At 42.3% G+C, this 24,072-nt stretch carries 13 protein-coding genes; 6 read left to right on the plus strand and 7 right to left on the minus strand.

Features of this window, described 5'->3' with window-relative positions; all coding sequences use genetic code 11:
- The 6 genes from ACM40_RS06680 to ACM40_RS06705 form a co-directional block, all read right to left on the minus strand.
- The gene (locus ACM40_RS06680) at positions 1–2,406 is read right to left on the minus strand and encodes a glycosyltransferase (RefSeq protein ID WP_048502059.1); all 2,406 of its coding nucleotides are present in this window, start codon (positions 2,404–2,406) and stop codon (positions 1–3) included.
- Positions 2,399–3,193, minus strand: coding sequence for an alpha/beta fold hydrolase (locus ACM40_RS06685; protein WP_048502060.1), 795 nt, complete (start codon positions 3,191–3,193; stop codon positions 2,399–2,401). The genes ACM40_RS06680 and ACM40_RS06685 overlap by 8 nt, the downstream gene beginning before the upstream one ends.
- A complete protein-coding gene (locus ACM40_RS06690; RefSeq protein ID WP_034728171.1) occupies positions 3,184–3,483 on the minus strand; it encodes an acyl carrier protein in 300 nt (99 codons plus the stop codon). Before ACM40_RS06690 ends, ACM40_RS06685 begins: the two co-directional genes overlap by 10 nt.
- Positions 3,471–7,703, minus strand: coding sequence for a type I polyketide synthase (locus ACM40_RS06695; RefSeq protein ID WP_048502061.1), 4,233 nt, complete (start codon positions 7,701–7,703; stop codon positions 3,471–3,473). Before ACM40_RS06695 ends, ACM40_RS06690 begins: the two co-directional genes overlap by 13 nt.
- Positions 7,704–7,723: 20 nt before the next feature.
- Entirely contained in the window at positions 7,724–14,668 is a 6,945-nt protein-coding gene (locus tag ACM40_RS06700; protein ID WP_228376152.1) for a type I polyketide synthase, read from the minus strand.
- 571 nt (positions 14,669–15,239) lie between these two features.
- The gene (locus ACM40_RS06705) at positions 15,240–17,615 is read right to left on the minus strand and encodes an outer membrane beta-barrel family protein (RefSeq protein ID WP_048502063.1); all 2,376 of its coding nucleotides are present in this window, start codon (positions 17,613–17,615) and stop codon (positions 15,240–15,242) included.
- A 109-nt stretch (positions 17,616–17,724) separates the two neighbouring features.
- Here ACM40_RS06705 and ACM40_RS06710 point away from each other — a divergent pair, with 109 nt between their 5' ends.
- The gene (locus tag ACM40_RS06710) at positions 17,725–19,392 is read left to right on the plus strand and encodes a histidine kinase (RefSeq protein ID WP_048502064.1); all 1,668 of its coding nucleotides are present in this window, start codon (positions 17,725–17,727) and stop codon (positions 19,390–19,392) included.
- Positions 19,389–20,087, plus strand: coding sequence for a LytR/AlgR family response regulator transcription factor (locus ACM40_RS06715; RefSeq protein ID WP_048502065.1), 699 nt, complete (start codon positions 19,389–19,391; stop codon positions 20,085–20,087). Before ACM40_RS06710 ends, ACM40_RS06715 begins: the two co-directional genes overlap by 4 nt.
- A 29-nt stretch (positions 20,088–20,116) precedes the next feature.
- Here ACM40_RS06715 and glsA read toward each other — a convergent pair whose 3' ends face one another.
- The gene (gene glsA / locus ACM40_RS06720; protein WP_048502851.1) at positions 20,117–21,130 is read right to left on the minus strand and encodes a glutaminase A; all 1,014 of its coding nucleotides are present in this window, start codon (positions 21,128–21,130) and stop codon (positions 20,117–20,119) included.
- Positions 21,131–21,331: 201 nt separating this feature from the next.
- Here glsA and ACM40_RS20810 point away from each other — a divergent pair, with 201 nt between their 5' ends.
- The 4 genes from ACM40_RS20810 to ACM40_RS06735 all read left to right on the plus strand — a co-directional run bounded on the left by ACM40_RS20810 (position 21,332) and on the right by ACM40_RS06735 (position 24,012).
- On the plus strand, positions 21,332–21,463 hold the full coding sequence (locus ACM40_RS20810; protein WP_262483710.1) for a hypothetical protein: 132 nt from the start codon (positions 21,332–21,334) through the stop codon (positions 21,461–21,463).
- Between the two features lie 332 nt (positions 21,464–21,795).
- Positions 21,796–22,212: a hypothetical protein gene (locus ACM40_RS06725; RefSeq protein WP_048502066.1), complete on the plus strand. Its 417-nt coding sequence runs from the start codon at positions 21,796–21,798 to the stop codon at positions 22,210–22,212.
- A gap of 177 nt (positions 22,213–22,389) precedes the next feature.
- Entirely contained in the window at positions 22,390–23,403 is a 1,014-nt protein-coding gene (locus tag ACM40_RS06730) for an NAD-dependent epimerase/dehydratase family protein (protein ID WP_048502067.1), read from the plus strand.
- Positions 23,404–23,436: 33 nt separating this feature from the next.
- Positions 23,437–24,012 carry a Crp/Fnr family transcriptional regulator gene (locus tag ACM40_RS06735; RefSeq protein WP_316932869.1) on the plus strand — a complete coding sequence of 192 codons (576 nt, stop codon included), beginning with the start codon at positions 23,437–23,439 and terminating at the stop codon, positions 24,010–24,012.
- Positions 24,013–24,072: the final 60 nt, after the last annotated feature.

Here is a 24,072-nt window from a genome sequence, read left to right on the forward strand (position 1 = left end):
TTATATGGTAATTAAGGTTGATTGATGTTGCTGTACAAAATCTTCCAGAAGCTCTACCGCTCGGTCATTACCGCCGGCATTCAGCAAGTTTGCTTGAACCTCCTTCGCTGCGTTTCTGTAGGCAGAATTTTCCAACAGCTCAAAAACAGTTTCACGAAGAGCCTCAACACGTAACCGTTTGTATCGGATGCTGATTCCACAGCCTGCTTTTTCAATTAATTTCGCAATATGAAAATGGTCATAGGCAATAGGCGTAATGAGCATCGGTAACCCGTTGGTGAAAGTATCATTAACGGTATTGAAACCTCCATGGCAGATCACTGCATCCATATGAGGCATCAATGCAGATTGCGGCACAAAACCATTTACGATGAAATTAGAAGGCCATTCATCAAATATGTCCGGCGGAGTGGCTGCGATAACCGTTACAGGCTGATCTGCAAAAGCGGCAATCACTTTTTCAAAAAAAGCTTTACGGATATCTACCAACAAAGTCCCGAGTGATACAAATATTTTCGGGGTTGTAGACGCTTCCAGTTTCTCCCAGTCAAATGGAGCAGGATTGGGACGTCCTTTTACCGGACCTACAAATCTCATATGGGACGGAACGGTTTCAAAATCTGCAAAAGTCTGTGACGTGAAGACCAGATTCAGCTTATTGGAATGAATAAAAATACCTTCATCATCAATTCCCACTTCTTTCTGAAGGTCTTTGATCAGGTTTTGCTGCCACTCAAATATTTTGGGTGCATTATTAGCCGTATCGCCCATTACATCAGGGGGAACAGGTGTAGTCGTTACACACGGAATATGATGTTTGTGGGCAAAAAGAGCTCCCCCGAAAGTGATGCAGTCATTCACCAGAACATCCGGTTTCCAATTTTCCATCAAACGCTCCAATCCGGGCATCATCATCTTGGCAAACGGAACATAGGTTTCTTCCAGGGCAAGTTTCATTACCTCAGGTCCTGAACACGCCGGCCCGTCATCCTGTCTCTTTAAAATACGCTGAATATCCTCCTGAAAAGGAATGAGGTCTTCTTCAGGATAAAAATAACTTCCTCCTTCCGGAATATGTTTGCTATCCAATGGTGTAATTCCAAACCATTTCACTTCATGTCCACGGGCGATCAGACTGGCTCCCACACTTAAGGTCGGGCTGATATGTCCAAAAAACGGTGGGATCACAAATAAAAATTTAGACCCTGGCTTTATAGTTTCATCAGCAGGGATTAATGCTTTTTCAAGCAAATTAGCTGCAGTGGCTGTACCTCCGGCTTCGGTGAAGGATTCACGAACCTTTTCAGCAGCTTCTTTATATTCTGAATGATGTAAAATTTTCTGAACCGCTTCGTTCAAATGATGGGATTTAAATCTGTTAAAATTAAGACGTTCTCCTGCTCCGGTACGCACAACACGTCCTGCTACATGAGACTGATCATACGCAATCGGGACCACAACTAATGGAAGGCCGTTGGAAAGCGCTTCAGAAACGGTATTGTGACCGCCATGACAAACGACTCCATCCAGATGGGGCAGAAGATCCAGTTGCGGAACCTGATTATAGACCATAAAGTTTTCCGGCCAGCTGTCAAAAAGCAGCGGATCAGAGACTAATACAACCGTCAGATCTTCATCTTTAAAGGCATCTACCACTTTTTGGAAGAACGCTTTTTTATGATCATGATCGAAAGTGGTTCCGATGCTTACCAGGATCTTTTTGTGGGTACTGCTTTTCAATCTGTCCCAGTCAAATTCACAGGAGATGCGGCGTTCCATAAGAACAGGCCCCGTGAACTGATAATTCTCCGGAAGATCCATTTCGCCAAAGAAATATTTTGAAGTTAAAACAAGCGTCAAAAGATCAGAAGAAGCCAATGAACGGTTTTCCGTTACTCCAAGTTCTTTCTGCAATTCAATGATCTTGTTGACTTCCCATTCGTGTACTTTAGGCAGCTCATCCATCATTTTAATGGCAGCCGGAGCGGTAACGGATGTGCTGTAAGGAAGATTCAGCTTTTTGGCAGCAATGGCGGCAGCAAATAACTGATGATCCCCAATCACCATATCGGGTTGGTAGTGTTTCAGCAGGGTAACGATTCCATTGTAGCAATGTCGGTTTAAAGGAATCAATACGTCATCGTAAAGAAACTTGATGCTGTCGATACCGTAGACTACTTTTTTAGAAATAATATCAAGATAGCTCTCGCTTTCTCTTTTCTCCTCGTCGGTCTGGTCATATTGAATGAGTAACAATTCTCCCCCGACAGGAAGTTTTGTACTTAAATTTTTGTCAAGACTGATCCAGGCCACTTCATGTCCTCTTTGCAGTAATTCTGCGCCGATGCTTAAGGTTGGATTGACATGGCCTGTCAATGGTGGAACAACAAATACAAATTTAGCCATGATTTTGTGTTAATGGGTTAGATAATGATTGAGATAAAAAATGAACCATCGATTCTGCAATCTGTACAGGTTCCTGTATCGGGACATTGTGATCCCCGGGAATCAGTTCCAGTTCAGATGAAATGATCTGCGTTTCCAGCCACTCCCCTGTAGGTTTACAGTTCGATTCGGATCCGTAAAGCAAAAGTGTGGGCGTATCCAGTTCTGAGAAATTGGCTTCCCCCAGAAAATGTTTTTCCCTGATCATATCTGCTTTGATGCTGGTTTTTTCAAACAGGAATTCATACATACGGTGGTTTTTCTCCATCTGCCTTTTGCCCATCTGCACTTTGGTGGTGTCTGTAAAGTTGGCCACATAATGCTCGAGGAATTCTTTACTGTATTCATCGATGATGTTGCGGGCCTTTTCGTCCTGAGGATCTGGTGCTTCTATAACGACCAACTGACTGACACGGTCCGGAGCTTTCAATGCTGTTTTCAAAGCGATAAGCCCTCCGAAACTGTATCCGGCCAGATGTACTTTTCTAAGGTTTAAAACATCCATCAAAGCCAGTAAATCGGATGACATACTTTCCAGATCATAGCCATCTGTAAAACGCTCGCTCATGCCGTGGCTTTTCAGATCATACATCACAACGTGGAAATTTTTGGCCAGAATCGGGGCAATATTAAAATAGTAAATGGAGAGGTTGCTGAACATCCCGTGGATAAGCACCACAGTCTGTTCAGCTCCTTTGTTGAGTTCCTGGATATGAACCTGTTTATGGTTTACATTGATTATTGGCATTCGTAGATATAATTGATGATCATACGAAGGTCAAGGTTGATCAGTTCGTCCAGATCCATAGATGACAGCCATCCTGTGAAGTCAATCTGATCTCCGAAATGCGCTTTGATCTTTTCAGAAAAAGAAACGATTTCGATGCTGTCCATTTCCAGATCTTTCGTGAATGAACTGTCCGGAGTGATATCCATTTCCTCTACAAATTCAGCGCCTATCACTTCCGTAATAAAACCTTTTAAAAGAGTGAACAATTCTTCGTGATTCAATTTTAATGTGTTGTTTATAGTGTCCATCCGATAATATATTTTTTATGTTTAATAGTTTTTATTTCAGTTTGATTGATCCATAAATGATCTCCCTCGATATGGGTGATTTCAAAGGCTTTTGGATTTCCTTTCAGTCCGGTTCCCAGAAACTTTCCATACGCTTCTTTCGCTACCCAGAACCTGGTGGTCCATTCCGCCTGATCTCTGTCTTTTAATAAGGTTAATTCATGATCGGTAAATACCAGGTCGTAAAATCCGGAGCTGCGTTCTTCCATGATCTCCATGTCGATTCCCACAGGACTGCCCTGTCGTGCAATACCAACGGCATCTTTTTCTTTATGCGCAAGAGAAATATGGATATCTTCCGTCACATCACCGATCAGATAAGGTTTTCCGACTTCATCCTTCCCTATTTCAAAAGTGATGGGAAAGCAAGGGTGATTTTTCTTTTCACGGAGAAGACTTCGTACTGCATCTTTCACGGCTACGCGGCTCACCATCCATTCTTTCCGCTTGTTGGGAAACAATTGCTGATGATATTGTTTTTCCGTCTGGTTGAAATATCTTTTAAGAATAAAATCCCACGAAGCCACTCTGGTATACGCCTGGTGGAAGAAAAACACCTCAGGTGCTATTTCCTCCGAAAGACGGTTGTACAAAGGCGACATGGAAACATTCCACAGCGGTTCGTCAATTTCCAGTCGGCGGTTTTGCCAGCCTGTAATCGCGCACCATACTTTTCCGTCTCTTTTCAGGATAATATCGGCAATGGCAAATTCTTCATTGAGTTCAGTAAGGATGCAGGTACATTCAAAAAGGCCATCCTGGTCTTCCATATCACCAAAGAATTCAATATCTCTGATTTTCACGGGGAAAGCAATACGGTCTTTGGTCAGGGTAAGCTGCAGCCACAATCCGAATAATTGTCCGGCATTATCCAGTAAGGATCCTTTTCCTCCGTTTCCTTTGATTTTTCCCACAATTCCCTTCGTTCCTACCGCCGAAATCTCAGTAATTCCCTGGTACAGTTCTCCATGAAACATGTGTTTGTCATAGATTTCTTCAGATGTTCTTTCAATAGGCAGAAGATCCCCGATTGCCAGGTTAAAGGCAGGAACAGCTGGTGCAGATGAAGCCAGCAAGACTTCTGCATTCGCAAAGTTCTCAATATCAAGGTAAGCATGGTTATTGGAGCGCCATTCTCCTTTGACTGTTTTTTCAAAAGGTTTGGCCACATTCATCCATTGAAACACACTTACATTCATAATTTTATGAACGCGGGTTCCCGGTATTTCGGCTTGTGCTATTTCTGCTAACTGCTCAAAAATCATGGTCATCGGGATTACCGGTTCCATATCAGAGACATTGGTCCATCCTTTCGGCTGTCTCAATAAACTGTGATCGATGAGGTAAGGATGCGTATCTAAAGTAACATGCAAAAGCTTCGAGAAATTCTTACTGACAGGTATTCTAGAAACCACAGGTCTTGGGATTGTAATTTCCGGGCGGTTTTGAAACAGCGTCAGTACTTCTTCCTGCATCCGGATCATATCGGTGATGTTTTGCTGGAACGCCTGAACCAGAGGATGACCGGTCATAGCCACCGTCGCTAAAACCGTATTTTGTTTTGGCAACTCAAAAGACTGAGCCAGATTTTTAATTTCTTTAAAATCACGGATGATCGGCGAACCTAACTGTAATTTGATTCCCTTTCCTGATGATTTTTTTGATTGATTCTGTACTTCTAAAAAGTCCAATGCTACCGTTTTACCTTCCACGAATAATGCGGCTACCACACGCTGCAGCTGAGCCAGTGCAGATCGTGTGGCTACGCTGGAAGCAATGGTACTGAATGCTTTTCCTTTTAAGGTATCATCGATAAATCCGATCAATCCTCCGGTACCAATCTGAATAAAGAATTTTGCGCCTTCATCATACAGTTTATCCGTCAGTTCACGGAAACGGACTGGCTGCACCAAATGCTCTGCGCTTAGTTTTCTGATCGCATCCTGATCGGCAGGATACGGCTCTAAAGTCGTTGCTGACCACAACGGGATTTTCGTTTGTTGAAACTGCGCTTTTTCCATTCCTGCTAAGATCACATCTAGTTTATCAGCGATAAACGGTGAGTGAAAACCGGATTGGAACGGCAGAATCTGATGAAAGATCTGTTTTGATTTTAACAATGAAACCAATTCATCCAATGCTGCATTACTGCCACAAAGGATCACCTGATTAGGACAGTTGTCATTGGAAATATAAAGATTGGGAATCGCATCGATAAAAGGCTTCACCGCATCAATCCCCGCTCCGATCGCAATAAATCTGGAATCTTTTAATTCAAAGGTTTCCGGATTCAGAACATCAATCAAAGCTTTAACGGAGTTCACTTCTGCCAGTTCTGAAGAATATCCTGCCAGCCATTCTCCCAGGCTGTGTCCCGCATTCATATCTGGAACAATTCCCAGTTTTTTCAGGGCGTTATCAAGGATGCTGCATTTGTTGAAAATTCCCAATGCATCGCTTAGTAAACCTTCCCCTTCTGTTTCGATAGGTTCGGTTAATCCAAAATAACGGCTCACGCTGTCCACTTCACCCTTCGCAAGGCCATCCAGACCCGGAAATACGAAAGCGATTTTGCCTCCATCTTTCAGTAAAGGGGTGTTGGTGTACCAGATATCCTGTTTATTGCGCCATGGATTATTTTTAGCTACAATTTTAGTGGCTTTTTCTATTCTTTCAGGAGTCGGGTCAAATAACGCAATGCGGTAATCCCCTTCTCCTACTTTGTTTTCGTTGTTTTTTAACGCTGAAAGCAATTCTTCATGGGTAGGCCTTGCCAATACTAAAACACGGTCTTTTTTCGGCATGTCATAACCTTCCAAAACAACGTGTGCATTGATCCCTCCAAATCCGAAGGCATTGACAGCCGCTACTTTCGGCAAGCCTGTTTTTGACCAGCTTTTCGGTTCCTGTACCGGAGCAAAACGGGTCTGCTCCATATCTGCAATTGGATTTTCACAATATAATGTAGGTGGTAACGTATCATGATGAAGCGCCAGACAGGTCTTGATTAACCCTGCGATTCCGGCAGCCGGCATGGCATGTCCAATATTGGATTTAACGGATCCTATTCCTGCAGCCTGGGTTGTTTCTTCTTTAGTGAAAAACTGAGCCAGGGTCTGAAGTTCTGTTTTGTCTCCAAGCGGTGTTCCTGTCCCATGGGCCTCCAGATAACCGATTTGTTTTTCATCCAGATCCGCATTGATCCAGGCCTGTTGTAAGGCTTTAAGCTGACCTTTAACGGACGGGCTCATCACGCTGGTTCCATTCCCATCGCTGCTTACTCCAACGCCTTTGATCACTGCATAAATTTTATCCTGATCACGGACTGCATCTTCCAATCGTTTTAACACGACGAAACCACAGCCTTCGCCAATTAATAATCCGTCTGCATCTGTACTGAACGGCTTGATCTGCTGTTGATGAGACAAAGCTCCCAACTGGGCAAAAATACTCCAGAAAGCAGCGTTCTGTCCGGTATGTACACCTCCTGCGATGACCATATCACAACGGCCCCGGTTGAGTTCCTGAACGGCGTGATCTACTGCGATCAAAGCACTGGCACAGGCAGCATCTACTGTGAATGCAGCGCCTCCCAGATTGAACCTGTTTGCCACTAAAGAGGCAACCAGATTGGGAATCAATCCCATGGCTGTATCTGCGGCGAAGCGGCCTTTTCGCTCCTGGAAAGCATGTTTCACCTTTTCGATATCTGCCGAAGACACCTGAGGAAGCAATTCCTGCAACAGCGAAGAAATCTGTTCTCCGGTGCGCACGATTTCAATGGCACGCGTTGCGCCGGGACCGGTATAGTTTCCTTTACCGATAATGATTCCGGTTTTCTCAAGAGATATTCCCTTTTGAAATACGCCGGCATCTTCCAGGGCTTTCTGCACCAGATCGAGGGTTAATAAATGATCCGGCTCGGTACCTTCTACTGCTAACGGAAGAATCCCAAAAGCTGTCGGATCAAATTCATAATCTGAAATAAATCCACCGCGCTGACAGTAAAATCTGTCCATAGGACTTGTAGCATCACTGAAGTGTACAGGATCAATCCTATCAGCCGGAGCCGATTGGGTGGAATCTACCTTATTGACAATATTCTGCCAAAAAATATGGGCATCCTGCGCCCCGGGAAAGACACAGGATAAGCCAATAACAGCAACATCTGTTTTTTTCATAGTTTATCGTATACAGAGGTTTACCAGTTGTTTCCAGACATGATCAATACCTGACTTTCGGTTCCGTATTTGATCTCGTTAAGGAAAATTTCTTTCCCCTGGTCCAATGGAATTAAAGAAATACCGCGGCGTTCATATTCTGTTTCCAGAGTCGATGAAACCATTCCGGCTCCTTTCCATGGGCCCCAGTTGATGGAAATTACTTTTCCTTTTAATTTTTTGTTTAAAGCTTTCGCATAATCATCCAGTACAGAGTTGGCCGCAGCATAATCTGTCTGCCCTTTGTTCCCGTATACTGATGCGATGCTTGAGAAGAGTACTACAAACTGACAGTCGGCACGCAGCTGTTCTGCCAATACACGAAGCGGTTTTACTTTCGTATCAAAGACACGTTCAAATGAGCTGGAGGTCTTCTGTCTGAATAGTTTATCTTCCAAAAGACCTGCCCCATGAATCACTCCGTCTAAACGGCTGTATTTTCCGTAAATATTTTTGATTAAATCAGATAATCCTTCTTCGTCACAAAGATCTAATGATTGGTATACCACCTTATTTCCCAGTTGTTCCATATCTCTGATGGTACGAAGAATCTGGTTGTTTTTGAAAATTCTTACGGTCTCTTTTTCTATTTCGGAAGGAGAAGTGAATTTTCCGGTTTTAATAAGATAGCTTCTTATTTCTTCCTTGGTTTTCATGGCTTCCACTTCTTTAAGGTCTGCTATGACATCCCTCGGATCTGCCGATCTTCCTACCAGAATATAGGTACACGGATATGCTCCGGACATATGCTTCACCAATTCAGCAGTGATTCCCTGTCCTCCCCCGAGTACCAGGACTACAGATTCCTGATCCAGCTGGATATGCGCTTCTTCAAGGCTTGTTGACAATGGAGATGGTATGATCTCTATTTTATGCCTTTGGTCGTGTTTGTAAACGACTTCGGATGGCTTATCTGTGGTTAATATTTCTTTTAAAGCGATCTCTGTAATCTGATCAACTTCCTGTGGTGTGCTCAGACTGATCAGCCTGCAAGAGGTTTGTTCAAATTCTCTCGCCAAACTTTTGAAAAGTCCAGGATAGCCTTTGTAATGACGCAAAAGACGGGTATCAGTCAGTTCCTGAATATGAGCGGGAATGTCTGAAATCAGATACACCCATTTGGCTTTATCAAGATCCAGTTTCTTGATCTGATCTACGTGATCAATGATGCTGTGTTTTACGGTTGAGGAGAACAGATCCAGAATGATGAGTCCGTCAAAATCTTTAAGATCTCTTTCTGTATCCACCAATTCTGCGATAGCGCCATATTTTTCAAGGGTGTTTTTGATCGCCATCGTTTGCGGACTGTTGTCTTGAGTGATGGCAAAACGTTTTCCCTTTATAATTTCTGTATTCTGCTCTGCAGAAACATCGGTTGGAGTCAGGTCAAAACGAAGACGTGACAATAAATTCTGTACCGGTTCAGCATCAGCATCGGTGTTTCCACTCATTTCGCTGATCCATGAAGCCAGTCCTTTTAATGTTTTAATGGCCGCCAGTTTTTCCATCAGATCGTCGGCCTGGTCCATATCCTGCCCGAAACCAATTTTGGTTTTAAGGTCTCCGATAATTTCCATACGCTTAATAGAGTCAATACTCAGGTCTGCTTCCAGATCAAGATCCAATCCAAGCATTTCTTTCGGATAACCTGTTTTTTCACTTACGATATCCAGAATTATATTTTGAAGTTCTTCCAGAGATAAAGCAGATTTGCTTTCTACTTCTGGTGTTGGAGTTCCTGTAGTTCCGTTTGTTTCAGGAGCAGCTGTTGAAGTTCCTGTCAATTCTGTCAACCAGGAAACCAGACCGCTTAATGTTTTGATCGATGCTAATTTTTCCATGACCGTGTCTTCATCGGCATTACCTGATGTAAGCGCTCCCAGCTCACTGCGAAGCGTTCCAATGATTTCTACCCTTTTGATAGAGTCAATACTCAAATCAGCCTCCAGGTCCATTTCCATACCGAGCATTTCGTGAGGATATCCTGTTTTATCGCTAACCACCTGTAGCAACAGGGTTTTAATATCTTTTACTGGAGCCTGTTTTACCGCAACGGCAACAGGTTTTTCTACATGGACCGGCTGTGCAGGAATCGTCACCAAACGATCGTTCACTGTTGCTTGTACCGGTGCAGCATAAACAGGTGCGGGGCTGACTTGTGGATTCTGTCCCAGGAATGAAAGCATCACATCACGCTGTGCCTGAATCAGCTGTTTCATGGTATTTAAATATTCCTGAAGCATACGTTCAGCAGCAGGCTGAGATTCGGCTACAGGGGCCGGTTGGTTATTTGTAAAATTGTTCATGGCAATAGGATTTAATATCGGTAATGCACCATTAGCAGGCAGATTACCTGTGGTTGGATGTGCCGTCTGTCCGTTCACACGCCAGATGGCTGGATTTTTCTTATACAGTTCAGGCTGGTCTATCTGAATCAGTTTGGCATTACGGCCATCGAAAAGTTTTTCAATGCTGAAGCTTCGGCCTGTTCCCAGATATTGTGCCAGCATGGAAAGAAGATGACTCAGTTTATTTCGGTTGCTGTCTTCTACGTACAGAGTCAGCTGATCTTTTTCTAAGCAGGATTTAGTCAGTCCGGAAAGAACTTTTCCGGGGCCTACTTCAATGAATATTCTGGCTCCGTCTTCATACATCGCCTGAAGTTCTTCTACAAATCTCACGGGTTGTACCAAATGGTCCGTCAGTCTTTCCTTGATTTCTGAAGGTGCTGCAGGATAGGTTTCAGCCGTGGTATTTGACCAAACAGGGATCTGCATTTCCTGGAAAGCAATATCTTTTAAAACCTCATTATATAAGCCTTTGGACTTGGCCAATAACGGGCTGTGGAATGCACACGCAACTTCTAATTTCTTTGCAGAGATACGTTCCTGTTTAAGGATTTCCATTAATTTATTGATCGCCGGCGTACTTCCTGCCACTACACATTGGGTCGGAGCATTATAATTAACCGGATAACAGCCTTCTGTTTTGTCTAATACCGGCTGTAACTGTTCTCTTGTTGCGCTTACTGCAATCATGGTTCCAGGATCACCGCCTTCTACTGAATCCAGAATAGCATGAGCTCTTTGAATACTTAGATCAACCAGTTTTTCTTCTTCAAAAACCCCGGCAAAACATAAAGCTGGCAATTCACCATAGCTGTGCCCTGCCACCATATCCGGAACGATGTCAAGTGATTTCAGGAATTGAGCCAAAGCGAGATCTACCATTCCCAAAATAGGTTGTGCCAGGCGGGTATCTTTAATGGTTTCCTTCTGTTGTTTTAAGGCAGTTTCATCAAATGTTGCCGAAGGAAAAACTACTTTCTCCAATTCAGGATATTTATCAATCAGGTTACGCATGGCCGGAAAAGCTACGAACAGATCGCGGGCCATATTGATTCTCTGACTGCCCTGTCCGGGGAACAGGAACGCTACTTTACCATCGCGTCTATTCACGGTAAAAGTGTCTTTACTTTCAATGCCGGATAAAGCCAGTTCGATGTTCATCATCAAATGTTCGGCGGTATCAGCGACAATGCTCAGCTGGATTGGCTTTTCTGAGCCTACCGCTAAGCTGTAAGCCATATCTTTTAATGGAATATCACCGTTAACCTCCAATAAAGATTTGATCTGTGCCAATTGAATTTTTGCGTCCTCGTATGTTTCCCCACAGAATACGAACAATTCTGACGGCCAGGATTGCAATACTGCAGAATCATCTTCTTTAGGATGGTTGGCAATAACCGTATGGAAATTGGTTCCCCCAAATCCAAAAGCACTGATTCCGGCATAACGGTTTTTCTCCCCCCATAATCCGCTTTCTGCATAAAAAGCAAAAGGGCTGGTTTGGGCATTATAATAAGCATTAGGCTGCTGTAAATGAAGTGTCGGTGGTTTTACACCGTGGTATACCGCCAGTGAAGCTTTGATCAGCCCGGCTAATCCTGCTGCACATTTGGTATGCCCGATCTGCGTTTTTACGGAACCTAAATGCGTTTGTCCCGGTATCGCTCCTGAGCGGCTGAATAAATTCGTCAGTGCACTCAGTTCAGTTTTATCTCCTACGACAGTTCCGGTTCCATGAGCTTCCACTAGACCAACTGATGCAGGACTAATCCCTGCTTGGGAATACGCACGTTCTAAAGCGCGTACCTGTCCTATTTTTCTAGGTGCTGTAAGACCCAGTGCTTTTCCGTCACTTGATCCACCTACTCCTTTGATCACAGAATAGATGCGGTCGCCATCACGAACGGCATCTTCATATCTTTTTAAGACAAGAATCGCCACTCCTTCTCCAAGGGCAATACCATCAGCATCTCCGTCAAATGTCGCGCATCTTCCTTTTCTGGAAAGGGCGTGCGTACTGGAAAACATCAGATAATCATTGATTCCGTTATGTAAATCCGCACCACCGGCAAGAACCATATCGGATTTTCCTAATGCGAGTTCCTGACATGCCAGATCAATAGCTGCCAAAGAAGAAGCACACGCCGCATCTACTGTGAAGTTTCTTCCACCAAGATCCAGACGATTGGTAATTCTACCTGCGATCACATTCGCCAGAATACCCGGAAATGAATCTTCCGTGGTATGTGGAAATGCCTGCTTCACCTCTTCATGAAGTTCTCCGAAAACCTGTTTATAGTATCCTCTGAAACTATAGCTGTTGGCCAGATCATTCCCGCCTTCAGCTCCTATAATAACAGAAATATTTTCTCTGTTGATGTGTTTTTCTCCATAGCCTGCATCTTCCATCGCACGTTTGGCTACCAATAAGGTCAACAGCTGTGTCGGCTCAATAGCCGCAAGAGATTGTGGAGGAATTCCGAATGCCAATGGATCGAAATCAATTTTTGGAATAAACCCGCCCCATTTCGAGTGAGACACATCCGGTCCATCTGAATCCGGATGGTAATACAATTCTTTGTTCCAGCGTTCATCAGGAACTTCTGTGACGCTGTCTCTTCCCAGAATGATGTTTCGCCAGTATTCTTCAAGGTTTTTAGCGCCCGGGAAAATACATTCCATCCCGACAATCGCTACATCAAGAGGTTTTTCTGTGGATACCGGCTGTTCCGGTAAAGCGGCCTCTTCAATATATTTATAATTATCAATACTTACGTTCTGATGCAGTGATGCAAGTGAAATCACTCGGTTTTGCATCGTGGCTACCTGGCCAATCATGTACATCCCAAGATCCAGCTGCTCGTTTTTAGGAATATTCACCAATTTATCGCCCTGACGATCAATTCCCTTTGCAGCAATTCTAAGTCGGCCCACATTTAGTTTTTCAAGCTGCTCCCACACTTCTTTTTTATCTGTTCCGGCTGCCAGAAGCTTTTTCTTCTCTTTATTGAAATGCTGAGCAAATGTTGTATTCAAGCAACGTGTCTCGTGTCCGGGTGCTGTTTCCAGCAAGACCGTATCTTTTGCCTGCATCGCCTGCACCTGGAATTCTTCCTGAATAGCCCCGGTACGAACGGCTTCTTCCGTGTACAGATAGGCTGTTCCGATCAGCACTCCAACCTTTACCCCTCTGGCTGCCAACGGAGCTGCCATTATAGAAACGAATGCCGTTGAAAATGCATTATGAATTCCGCCTGCAAAAAATACGCTGATATTTTCAGGATGTTCTTCTTTTAAGATACGTTCAATCTGTTTTTCCCAAAGCACCATGCTTGAAAGCGGACCTACATGACCGCCGCACTCACGGCCTTCAAAGATAAAATTGGTAGCACCTTCTTTCAGGAAAATATCCAGCAATGCAGGAGAAGGAACGTGAAGGAAAGTTGTAATTCCCGCTTTTTCAAATACTTTAGCCTGCGCTGGTCTTCCTCCTGCGATAAGAACTACGGGAGGTTTAGTTTCCAATATATAGGATGTCTGTTCTTCTCTCAATTCCTGAGGGGCAAATCCAAGAATACCTACGCCCCATGTTTTTTCACCGGCCAGTTTTTTGGTTTCCATCACCAAAGCTTTTGCCTGCTCACCTTTCAGTAAAGACAAAGCAACAAAAGGCAAAGCTCCTGCATCCGCTACTGCGTTGGCGAACAACGGAACATCACTGACACGAGTCATTGGTCCCTGTGCGATAGGATAACGTAATCCCAGCTTTTGGGCCATTATATTATTTTCACTGATCACTTCGAGTGCTTTGGCCTGCTTCAGGTGACCATACATAGCTTCTTTGAACCCAAAAACCATTTTTTTCAGGCTTTTGAAATCTTCGTACAGGTCTATTGTCAATGAGATATCCTGTCCCATAGGAATATAGCTATTGTTCAGGTCAAAATCCGTGAAATATTGTCTCAGCTCTTCGGCCGTGACATTTTCAGGTAATGCAGGTGAGTTAGGTCTCACCAACACCCTATGATTGGCTATAATTTTGGTTTCAGTACCGTTCAGTTTGGAGGCTAAATCCTTGATTTCCTGAGGAACTGAACTTTCCGGGAACAATGCCAGCTGACTGTCGAGTACAATTCCGGTTGCTCCTAATGATTTTACTGCGGCAGCGGTGTGAAGCCCTATTCCACCCTGTACCCAAACAGGTAGGGTCTGAATTTCTTTGATCACACGTTGGAACAGCACAAAAGTAGACTCGTAACCTACCAGGCCTCCTGCCTCATTTCCTTTTATAATAATCCCTTCTGCACCCCACTGTTCGGCCAGTCTGGCCTCATCCAAACTGGTTACCTGATAGATAACAGGCAGATCCGGTACAATATTCATAGAAACTCCGGACGGAAGGATCGCGAACCTTACTTTTTCCGGGATTTGGAGGGAAATAAATTTGTCGTTGGGTAGATAAATCCCGTAAGAAGGTATATCTGTCCGGGCAATTTGATCCAGCGCTGTTTGTGCGGCTGCCAAGTCATGGCCTAAGCTTAAAATGGGAAATGCACCCGCTCCGTGCAACTTTTGCATAAGTTTTACATCCGGCTTTTCAAAGGGTGTCAATCCAATAATGGTTAAGTTTTTCATTGCATTCATGATATTGATGATAATTGGGAAATCCACATTACAAAAACACAAGCCTTCCGGCATAATGAGTAATTGTTAAAATATGATGGAATAAAAATAATAAATATATACTATATTTTCAATCATAAATTAAATTTAATAATAAATTATTAACAATAAATTATTATGAATTTAAATAAAATTAAAAAATAGAGTTTGAGTTTTCATTCTCAGAAACGAGACAGCACAATTAAATTAATTCAATTATAAATGTTTATAATTGAATATCATGACACAAATATAAAAATAAAAATATAATAAATCAATAATAAGAGAATTATTTTTCCAATATTAAAAAAATATAACATACCTATAAAAGCGTATGAAATCTACAAAATCCGGGTTTGCTGATCAGGTAAAAAAGAATCAGTAAAGTCAGAATTCCGAAAAAAAAACGTTACCCGAAAGCAACGTTATGAAAATAAACAGATTATAGAATATTTAATTGGATAATCATACAACAGATCATGTATGATCAGTCCCTGTTTCCGCTTTTGGCTTGTCTTACCGTCTGATTATCTTTTTGGTTGAATCTATAAACCAGTGTTAACCGATAGCGTGCGGCATTGGGAATACTGACCTGGCTGATTTCGTAGTCCACTCCTGTAGTTTTGCTGATCGATTTTCTTAATCCAAACCAATTGCTTATATCAAACATAATCGTTGCTTTATCTTTTAAAAAAGTTTTGCTGAGTCCAAAATCAATGCTGTGAAGAGCATCTGTATGCGTCTGGGCTGTAGCATTGGCTCCCCTGAAATTGTAAAGCGTCTGAAAAGCAAGTTTGTTCTTCAATTTCAGCTGGGCACTTACGCGGGCAGTTAAGGTATTCCCGGAATAGTCGAAGCTCTGATCCTTATAACTGCCCCGTTCGGCATAATGAAAAAGATTAAGTTCTGTATTAACCTGCAGCCATTTAACAGGATTATAAAGTACTGACAGCTCAAAACCGTGACGGGTTTCCCTGTTGATATTAACTGGCATCGTAATAAACAACCCCTCCGAATTCCGGAATGTATAATCTTCCATCACTCCGGTATTTCGCTGATAATAGAAGGATGGATTAAAAGTAAGGGTCTTCCAGTTTTTAAGAAAAGCAAGCTCAAATACATTGGCATATGACGGATTTAGATCAGGATTCCCAACATACCGGCTGGTCAGATCAGTCAGTTCATTAAAAGGATAAATCATATTCAGCCTTGGCCTGTTGATTCTTTTGCTGTAGCTTCCCTGTAAAGTTGTCTGCTCATTGAAACGATGGCTTACATTGAATGTTGGAAAAAGACGGTTATAATTTTTCTCATTGGTATAACTGCCCGCGCGGTCTTCAATGCCGATATGGGTAAGCTCACCGCGTAAACCGGCCTGGTAACTTAGAGCTCGGGTCTTTCCGGAAAACTGTACATAAGCGCTACCAATCAGTTCTTTATATAACAGATGGTTATCAATCTGATCAATAATCTCCCAGCCGGCTGAATTCTGCTGTTCTGCAATAAAGTCGCTGTTTACCCTCCGGTCTTCCAATTTCAAACCGAATTCCAGAGTGGCAGTACTGTCCAGTGGCTGCACCATATCTGTTTTAATCATAAAATCCTTACTTGCACCCATTGAACTTGTTTTAATCATGGGCAAATCTACAGCAGCCGGAAATATCTTGCGAGTTGATAAGTTCCAGTCTTTGTCACTATCCCAGAAATCATACTGCATATCTACCGTCAGCTTCTTGCCTGCCTTAGCAAAGTTTTTAGTATAATTGAATTCGAGCTGGTTATAGCTGCGTTTTTCCCATGATTCCCCCTTTCTGGTAAGACTGCTATCAATAGCTTTGCTTTTATTTGAATATAAATAATCAAGCTGGGTCTTGTCATGATCATGGGTTGAATTTTTCAGAAAAGCTGCCGTAATGGTATTATGATCATTAATCTTAAAATCTGCTCCAAAATAAAGCAATTTGGCATCATCATGTCTGTTCTCATCCTGCCGCCGGTCCAAGTCAACCCACGTCCCTGAAAGCCTGGTGGACTGTTTCATCGTATACAGACCTACATAATCCGACAGCCTTATACCATAGGTAGCAAACAAATTGAGTTTATCTGATTTATAATTCAGGCTGGGACTGATACGGGTTTCATTGGGAATACCGCCCACCAGACGCAGCTGGCCACTGAACCCGGCCTTTTTATTTTTTTTAAGTATGATATTGATAATCCCTGCAGAGCCACCCGCATCGAATCTGGAAGATGGATTGGTGATCACCTCCACACGCTCTACCTGATCGGCAGGTACCTGCTCCAAAGCATTGCTCTGGGTCAGTCCCGTTCTGCGGCCGTCAATTAATACCAATACATTAGGGTTCCCCCGTAAGCTGATTTCTCCACCCGGACTCACACTAACAGAAGGAACAACGTTGAGAAGATCCGTTACCGCACCCGACTGCGAAAGGACATCTTTACCAACTTCAAAGACTTTTTTGTCGAGTTTTAAACTGACCGATGAACGCTGCCCTGTTACAGACACTTCCTGTAACAGTTTTGTATCCGGCTCCAAAATAACTGTTCCCATATTAACTACCTCACCTGGCTTAACTTCTACAGACCTGCTGATCGTCTGAAAACCCGCAAGAGCATAACTGACGGTATAATTTCCAGCCGTAACGTCTTCCAGCCTGAATATTCCTTTAGCATCCGAAATACCGGCAGCAATCGACCGATCTCCGTTATCCTTTAATGTTACAGTTGCATAAGATATGGGCATATCCTGTTTTTCATGAATGACTCCGGTAATCTGACCTTTCTGCGCCAATGAATACTGGACAGAAAAGATGATAAAAAAAATGATGGCTATTTGTTTCATGATGTAAAGTTAAATTGCAGAAACAACCATTCATAGAAGAAACATCTGAACAGCTCCACAGACTTTCCAATGACATCCGGTTTTTCAAATTAGCTTGTATATTTACATTATGTATTATTTAATATTTTTATTAACGCTGCTTGACCTGCTGGCCATACCCGTTATCCGCAATGAAGATCCGGTACCGGTTTATAAAACCGGGGACAATATGGCCTGGATCAGTAAAAATTACAATGATAAAGACTGGTCTGAAACCAGGGGCAACACTGCGGATAAAATATTCTGGTCGCGTACCCATGTTGATCTGCGCCCGGTGGAAAACAAACTGCTCCCTCTCGGCCTTCAGATCAATTCTTTCGGAGCTTTTGAAGTGTACTGGGATGGGGTACTGATCGGCAAAAACGGACAGCTTCCGAAAAATGGAAATCCGGAAATACCGGGAACTGAATGCAGTTATTACAGAATTCCGAATCATCTGATCTCTCCTGGTCTTCATACGATTGCCATGCGCAGCTCACAATCCCTTTATCCGGATGTACAGCGTAGTATTGGATTCACAATCAATAATTACGAAACATTACTGACCAACCCGCTGATCACAATGGCCTATATGAATCTGATGGCCGGAGCTTTTCTGATCGCGGCCGTTTATTATTTTTTCCTCTATCTGAACAGCAAAAGAAGACAGAAAGACATCCTTATATTTGCGACCATATGCCTGCTTTTTTTTGCCTTACTGATCATGGAATATCTGAAATTCCATGTGATGCTCCCCTATTCTGAGTTCTTCGTACGCCTCGAAATCATCGGATGGCTGACGTTTGCCAATGCGCTGCTGGTTCCGTGGTATTTTATGATTCAGTTTAACTTCAGATATGGGAAATGGCTGATGGCCGCCCTGTTGTTGACACTGCTTGGGCTCTATTGGTTTAATTACGGACACTATGACCTGACTGCCCGGCTCTACAGCCTGGCCATGCTGATCACTGCCTTCATTGTGGTTCTGAATGGTATTCTTCAAAAGGAAAAAGGCGGTTTTATTGCTCTGACCGCTCTTTTGGCGAGTGCACTGGTCAACAGGCTTGTGGTTTATGATTATGGTTTGTTTATCAGTTTTACCATTATTGTACTCTCCATGCTTTATCTGCATTCTATCCGTACCAGTGTCATTGAGGCGGAGCATCAAAATGCGGTATTACTTTCGTCAAGGCTGCAATTGCAATTGCTTAAAAAGAATATTCAGCCTCATTTTTTAAGGAATACGCTGACTTCGATGATGGATTGGGTAGAAGAATCCCCCAAGGATGGAGCCCGTTTTATACAGGCACTGGCTACAGAATTTGATATTATGAACGAGATCTCTGAACAGACCCTGATCCCTATAACCAAAGAACTGGAGCTATGCCGTCAACACCTGTCAGTCATGGGTTTTCGGAAAGAAATAAATTATATCTGGGAACAAAAAGGAATCGATGAAACACAGCTGATACCGCCAGCGGTTATTCATACTTTGCTGGAGAATGGCATTACACACAGTGAGCCAACGTCTGGAAATACAATTCAATTTGTACTCCATTATTCTTTAATAAAAGATGCTCATCAGTATACTTTTGAAACTATTGCGAAGAACCGGCCGGTGATGACTGACCGTGCAGGCGGAAACGGCTTTAAATATATCAAAGCTAGGCTGACTGAAAGTTATGGTCAAAACTGGAAACTTGTATCGGACCCTACAGAAAACGGCTGGATATCTACCATTCAAATTTTAAAGTCATGAATATAGTAATTATAGAGGATGAGGCCAGAATTGCCCGCCGTTTGCAGCGTATGACCTCGGAGTTTTTTGCTGGTAAGCCTAATGAAATTATCATCTGTGATTCCCTACAAAAGGGGCTTGAACAGGTTTCGGGCCGGATTCCTGACCTTGTGCTTCTGGATCTTAACCTGAATGGAGATAATGGTTTTGAGCTGCTGGAGCAGATGGTAGCTGCTTCTTTTCATACGATCATTGTTTCTGCTAATACTGATAAAGCAATTACCGCTTTTGCGTATGGTGTTCTTGATTTTGTTCCCAAACCCTTTGATCAGGAGAGGCTTTTTAAGGCTTTGACAAGATTCATCAGCCCCGTCTTAAAACCACAGGAAGGCATTAAATACCTAGCTGTAAAAAGGGCCGGACAGGTTCGACTGGTCAATATTTCCGAGGTCATTTACATTAAAGGAGCGGGCATTTATACGGAGCTCCATCTCAATAACGGGCAGAATGAGCTCCACGATAAATCCCTTGAATATCTGCAGCAGCTTCTTCCTGAGAGGTTTGAACGTATTCACAAGTCCTATCTTGTCAATTTTCAGCAGATCGAAAAAATCATTATCAATCCCGGCACACGGTATGGAGCATTGCTTAAAACAGGTGAAATATTGCCTGTAGGACGTTCGAAGTATAAAGATCTGAAGAATAAAATGGTGTGAGGTCTGGTTTGATATGTAAAAACTTATCCTTAAAACAGGCTCAGATCATACTGCTTTGCCAGGTCCAGAATCATATGATAACCGGCTGCAGAATTCCCATGCTGATCCAGGGCCGGGCTGAAAACACCAATTCCCATTTTTCCAGGAACACTCACGGTAATTCCGCCTCCAACGCCTGATTTGCTGGGAAGACCTACGGTTCTTGCATATTCTCCGCTGAATTCGTACATCCCGGCAATGAGCATTTGGGACTGGATCAATCTGGCAAGATCTTCATTTTTATAGGCAGAATCTCCATCGAACCGCACACATTGATTGGCAAAGAAATAGCCGATTTTAGCTAAATCTTCGGCAGTCAGTTCAATGGAGCACTGTTTGAAATAATTGTCCAGCTGATCTTCATTTCCTGAGATCAATCCGTTGTTTTTCATGAGGTAGAACATTCCACGATTACGGTGCCCGGTAGATTTTTCAGATTGATAAACGGATGTATTATAGTCAATTGTCTGATTTTTGGTAATATACCGAACCATATCCAGGATTTTGAGGAATGGCTTTTCCCCGTCTCCGGAAATTAATGAGGTGGTAAGAATGGCCCCGGCATTCATCATAGGATTCAATGGTTTGCCTGTCGTTTCAAGGTTGGAAAAATGATTGAAAGGCTGCTCGGTTCCGAAATAGCCCATTTTATCAAAAACATTGGCCTCCCCTTTCTCTGTGACAGCAATCATTAATGCAATGATCTTGGAGATACTCTGCATGGTAAATTTTTTGTGAACATCCCCTACGTTAAGCACTTTCCCATTTTTCTCTACCACTGAAAAAGCAATGGCCCTAGCATCCATTTTCCCCAATTCAGGAATATAATCGGCTACCTTGCCCTGTGCGTAATAGGTTCTGTTTTTTTCCAGAATACTGCTTAAGGTTTTCTCTGAAATGGTTGATATATCTGCTGTTTTCTGAGCATACATCACAGTATTAAAGGAAAGAAAGGCTGCTATAAAGATTCCTTTTGCAGAAAGTAAGAAACTATTGTTATTCATAAAGGCATTTCCGGCTAGTATTTTATCATCAACCCCGGAAAACAAAGATAAAGTATTTCATCTTCTGACACCAATTCTGTTAAAAATAACACCTAGAATATTTTATCATTTTTTGGTCTACATTCAGTTGGCACGATTCTTCCTTTAACACACTTAAAAAATACAATGAATATGTTAAAAATTATTGGAGTAACTTTTCTTATGGGACTATTTGTAGCTTCCTGCGCTCCCAGATTAAAGTCTAACGGCAATCATGGCCTTCCGCCAGGACAGGTAAAAAAAGTAACAGGTGCAAAATCAGCAAAAAACTACGCACCAGGACATAATAAATAACAACTTACTTATAGCTTTCTAATCAGAAAGCTATTTTTATAATTGATTCTCTCTGTTCGCCATACTACTTCTTAGCTTTAGTACGGCTCCACCATTACTTCGTCAGCTTAATACTTTGAATTCACTCAAAAATCAGCTCTTTAAAGCTTCCATGACTATTGCTTGAATTAATTTTAGCCACAAAAATATGGGGTTTAAAACAAGCTTAATACAATTAGGTATTTCTACTCAACCCAATAATTGGTTATTTGTACTCTAAAACAAATACCATCTTCTTTGTTACTTTGAGATATAAATCATCAACAAAAACTAACCAACCAAATACATTCAACATGGAAACAACAAATGTAAGCGGAACCGCAAATTCATCCGGCCAACTTCAATTGGGCGGAGGTGCTCAGTTCTGGGTTTACCTTTCACCTCAGAACAATACTGCCAAAATGATATCTACATGGCGTGTTACGTTCTCGCAAGGCAATTGGAGCGATTCAATTTCAAGCGACAATCCGACCAAACAAATTCAGACTCCTAATCTTTCAGGAATTTTTGAGATTAAGGTAGAATTATTAAGCGGCTCTACCGGTACATGGAGACAAATTCCTCCGCAGGCCGGAAGCTACAACGAAATAGGCTGCAATTCCAACTGTGCCTCTATGGTAGGGATTGTTACGGACAGCACCAACCCTGCTCCAGGAGCTATTAATGCTCATTTCTGGACTACCTGGGATGCTATGTGCAAAGCAGGATAAACACACTAAGCTATCAATTATTCAATTAAAGAATATAATATAGAAAAAGGATGAAGCTCTCTCATTGCTGAGGCAGCTTCATTTTTTATTTCCTGAAATCATCTGAACATTATCTAACAAAAGTCAAGTGCATTGGCAAACGGTTGCAGGAACTTTGTGTTATTAAAATAAGCAATTATGACACAGAAAAATCTGGCTTTAGTTTCCGGGGCCAACGGACATTTAGGAAATAATCTGGTGAGATTCCTGATCAAAAAAGGAATCCCTGTAAGAGCAAGCGTACGGAATATTAATAATAAAGCTCCATTTACAGGTCTGGATTGTGAGGTGGTACAGGCAGATATCACCGATAAATCATCTTTTATAAAAGCTTTACAGGGAGTGGAAACCTTTTATGCAGTGGGAGCATCCTTCAAGCTCTGGGCACAGGATCCTGAAACAGAAATTTATGATGTGAATATGCAGGGAACAAGAAACACTATTGAAGCGGCTGCAGAAGCTGGGGTGAAACGCATTGTTTATGTAAGCTCTATAGCGGCATTAGATTATACAAAACTCCCTACCAAAGAAAGCTACGGCTACAATCCTGACCGCAGGGATATGTATTACAATTCTAAAAACGACGGTGAAAAACTAGCTTTTGAACTGGCCGGGAAACTGGGAATAGAAATAGTATCCGTCATGCCATCAGCAATGATCGGAAGTGAAGCTTTTCTGCCACTGAATGTTTCTTACGGAGTTTTAAAGCTTATTCTCAACAAAGGAATTCCGGTGGACACTAAAATCACTCTCAACTGGATAGATGTAAAGGATGTAGCGGAAGGCTGCTATCTGGCAGCACAAAACGGCCGCTCCGGAGAGCGATATATTCTTGCCAATGAAAAATGTATGACGATTACAGACACTACTATCTTAGCCAATCAGCTATACCCTGAGCTAAAGATCAGAATACCCGGTTCGGTACCTAAATCTGTTTTATTTATTATTGCGGGGATCATGGAGCTTTCTGCTAAAATAAAGAAAAAGCCACCTGTTTTAACCCGTAAAGATATTGCTATGTTCTCGGGCTTACAGCAAAATTTTGACATTACAAAATCAAGAAAGGAATTAGGATTCAGCCCTAAAAGCCCTGAGCAGGCAGTAAAAGAAGCATTCCGTTATTTAATGGAACATAAAGAGCTATTGAAATAGTTATTGTAAATTTGAATATAATCCCTGTAAGGTATGATGCAGCAGAAATTAATTGATTTTATCCAATCCGGGCATCCTCTTTCCCAAATGGATAAGGATTTGATTTTTCAATATTTTGAACCGGTACTTTTTCCTAAAAACCGCATAATTGAGGAAGAGGGAAAAGTACCGGAATACCTTTATTATATTGTATCAGGTTATTTGCGCCTGTTCCATTATAATGAAAATGGAGATGAGGTGACAACCCATATCAATTGTCCGCCGGGATTTTTTACTTCTTATTTTAATTTCATAAATACTGCAAAATCTAATGAAAATGTTGAATGCATTACCGAATGTGAGCTACTACGGATTACAAAAACAGATCTCGACTCCTTAACTTCAAAAAGTGAGGCCATGAAAAATTTCAGCATAGAAATTTTTCAAAAATCGATTGTTTATAATGAAACCCGATCGACTGAGCTCGCTACTCTTTCCGGAGAAAAACGCTATAGGAAACTCATTGAAAATTATCCGGGAATCTTACACAATGTTCCTATTGCTTATATTGCTTCCTTCCTCGGAATGAAACCTGAAAGCCTGAGCCGCATCCGCCGGAAACTGATATGAAAGTTAATTTCCGGCATAAAATCCAGTACTCCCTGAATATTACCCGTTAAAAAAAGTAGA

This window comes from Chryseobacterium sp. BLS98, assembly GCF_001045445.1.
Lineage (GTDB): Bacteria > Bacteroidota > Bacteroidia > Flavobacteriales > Weeksellaceae > Chryseobacterium.

Excerpts from the sequence above, each read along its gene's own strand:
- ACM40_RS06685 (WP_048502060.1), bottom strand. The coding sequence starts at position 3,193 with ATGCCAATAATCAATGTAAACCATAAACAGGTTCATATCCAGGAACTC.
- ACM40_RS06730 (WP_048502067.1), top strand. The coding sequence starts at position 22,390 with ATGACACAGAAAAATCTGGCTTTAGTTTCCGGGGCCAACGGACATTTA.
- ACM40_RS06680 (WP_048502059.1), bottom strand. The coding sequence starts at position 2,406 with ATGGCTAAATTTGTATTTGTTGTTCCACCATTGACAGGCCATGTCAAT.
- ACM40_RS20810 (WP_262483710.1), top strand. The coding sequence starts at position 21,332 with ATGGGACTATTTGTAGCTTCCTGCGCTCCCAGATTAAAGTCTAACGGC.
- ACM40_RS06715 (WP_048502065.1), top strand. The coding sequence starts at position 19,389 with ATGAATATAGTAATTATAGAGGATGAGGCCAGAATTGCCCGCCGTTTG.
- ACM40_RS06725 (WP_048502066.1), top strand. The coding sequence starts at position 21,796 with ATGGAAACAACAAATGTAAGCGGAACCGCAAATTCATCCGGCCAACTT.
- ACM40_RS06735 (WP_316932869.1), top strand. The coding sequence starts at position 23,437 with ATGATGCAGCAGAAATTAATTGATTTTATCCAATCCGGGCATCCTCTT.
- ACM40_RS06690 (WP_034728171.1), bottom strand. The coding sequence starts at position 3,483 with ATGGACACTATAAACAACACATTAAAATTGAATCACGAAGAATTGTTC.
- ACM40_RS06705 (WP_048502063.1), bottom strand. The coding sequence starts at position 17,615 with ATGAAACAAATAGCCATCATTTTTTTTATCATCTTTTCTGTCCAGTAT.
- ACM40_RS06700 (WP_228376152.1), bottom strand. The coding sequence starts at position 14,668 with ATGCAAAAGTTGCACGGAGCGGGTGCATTTCCCATTTTAAGCTTAGGC.
- glsA (WP_048502851.1), bottom strand. The coding sequence starts at position 21,130 with ATGAATAACAATAGTTTCTTACTTTCTGCAAAAGGAATCTTTATAGCA.
- ACM40_RS06710 (WP_048502064.1), top strand. The coding sequence starts at position 17,725 with ATGTATTATTTAATATTTTTATTAACGCTGCTTGACCTGCTGGCCATA.
- ACM40_RS06695 (WP_048502061.1), bottom strand. The coding sequence starts at position 7,703 with ATGAAAAAAACAGATGTTGCTGTTATTGGCTTATCCTGTGTCTTTCCC.